Source organism: Streptomyces sp. NPDC007205, assembly GCF_040634095.1.
Taxonomy (GTDB): domain Bacteria; phylum Actinomycetota; class Actinomycetes; order Streptomycetales; family Streptomycetaceae; genus Streptomyces.
This window is the reverse complement of record NZ_JBEYEW010000171.1, coordinates 1-1,609: the sequence shown is the minus strand read 5'-3', so window position 1 is coordinate 1,609 and position 1,609 is coordinate 1. Positions and strand designations below refer to the sequence as shown.

The window sequence follows — 1,609 nt, the reverse complement described above, 5'->3', positions numbered from 1 at the left end:
AACCCCACACCGGCGCCGCACCCAGATCCACGACATCCTCACCCTCACCAGCCGCAACCGCACCCGACGTCACCACCACAAGACGCGAACCCCCATCCGCCGCCTCGTCATCGAGGAACTGCCGGACCAGCACGAGCGCCCGACGTGGCGCATCCTCACCCGCGATCCGTACGACAACGTCCGCACCGTCCACCCCGCCCGCAGCACCCTCCGGCATCACGATCCGCTGCCACTCCACCCGGAACAGACCATCACCCCGCACGACCGCCCCGGCCGGTGGCCGCAGCACCAGCGACTCCACCGAAGCCACGGGTGCCCCGCCGGCGTCCGCGACAGCCAAGGCCACCGTGTCCGCACCCGTGCTCCTCAGCCGGACCCGCAGCGCAGAGGCACCCACAGCGTGAACCTCGGCCCCACTCCACGCAAACGGAAGCCGCCCCGGAACATCCCCGTCCACCACACCAGGCAACAACGGATGCAACGCCGCATCCAGCAACGCCGGATGCACCACAAACCGCCCCGCATCCGACCGCCACTCCTCACCCAACACCACCTCGGCGAACACCTCGCCCTCACCCCGCCACACCCGACGAAGACCGGCAAACCCCGGACCATAAGCAAAACCAGCCTCCGCCAACCGCTCATACACACCCTCGACATCTACCTCCACCACACCCACCGGCGGCCACACACCCAGCCCCTCACCCGAGCCCACACCAGCCGTCAACCGACCACTGGCATGCACCGTCCACCCACCCCCATCACCCTCCACACGCCCGAACACATCAATCCGCCGCGCGTCGCAGTCGTCGGGCTCGCCGACGATGAGCTGGAGTTGCACGCCCCCGCGCTCCGGAATCACCAGCGGGGCGGTCAAGGTCAGCTCCTCGACTCGCTGGAGGCCGACCTCTTCGGCCGCCCGCAGGGCCAGGTCCAACAGACCTGTACCGGGGAAGAGCGTCGTGCCCTGGATGGTGTGGTCCGCCAGCCATGGATGCGCGGTGGGCGACAGATGGCCGGTGAACAGCAGATCGCCGCCGTCCGCAGGGCGCACCATGGCGCCGATCAGGGGATGACCGGTCGGTGTGAGACCCAGGCCGCCGGCGTCGGCGGACACCCCAGTGGCGGTGAGCCAGTGGCGCGAGGTCTGGAAGGCGTAGGTGGGCAGGTCGACGCGACGGGCTCCGCTGTCCGCGAAGAAGGCGCGCCAGTCCACCGGGACGCCCCGGGCATGGAGTCGGCCGAGGGCCGTGACGAGGGTGGCCGTCTCAGGACGTCCCGAGCGCAGCGCCGGTACACACACCACGGTGTCCTGGGCGGCGCCGCTGTCCTCGACGGTCGCGTCGACCAGGGCGGAGAGCACCCCGTCGGGGCCCAGCTCCAGCAGCGTGGTAACCCCTTCGGACTGAAGGGTGCGTGCCGCGTCGGCGAAGCGGACGGCCTCGCGGACCTGTGTGGCCCAGTAGTCCGGTGAGCGCAGCTCATCGTCTGTGGCCAGGCGGCCGGTCACGGTGGAGACGACGGGGATCCGGGGGGTGTGGTAGGTCAGTTGGGCGGCGATCTGGCGGAACTGCGTCAGCATCCCGTCCATCCGGGGTGAGTGGAACGC

1 protein-coding gene is annotated in these 1,609 nt (G+C 70.2%); it reads right to left on the bottom strand.

Translation table 11 applies throughout. From position 1 onward, the window contains the following. Window positions 1–1,591 (bottom strand): polyketide synthase dehydratase domain-containing protein (locus ABZ624_RS43000; RefSeq protein WP_360101208.1); only part of this gene is annotated, 1,591 nt, incomplete at its 3' end. Window positions 1,592–1,609: the final 18 nt, after the last annotated feature.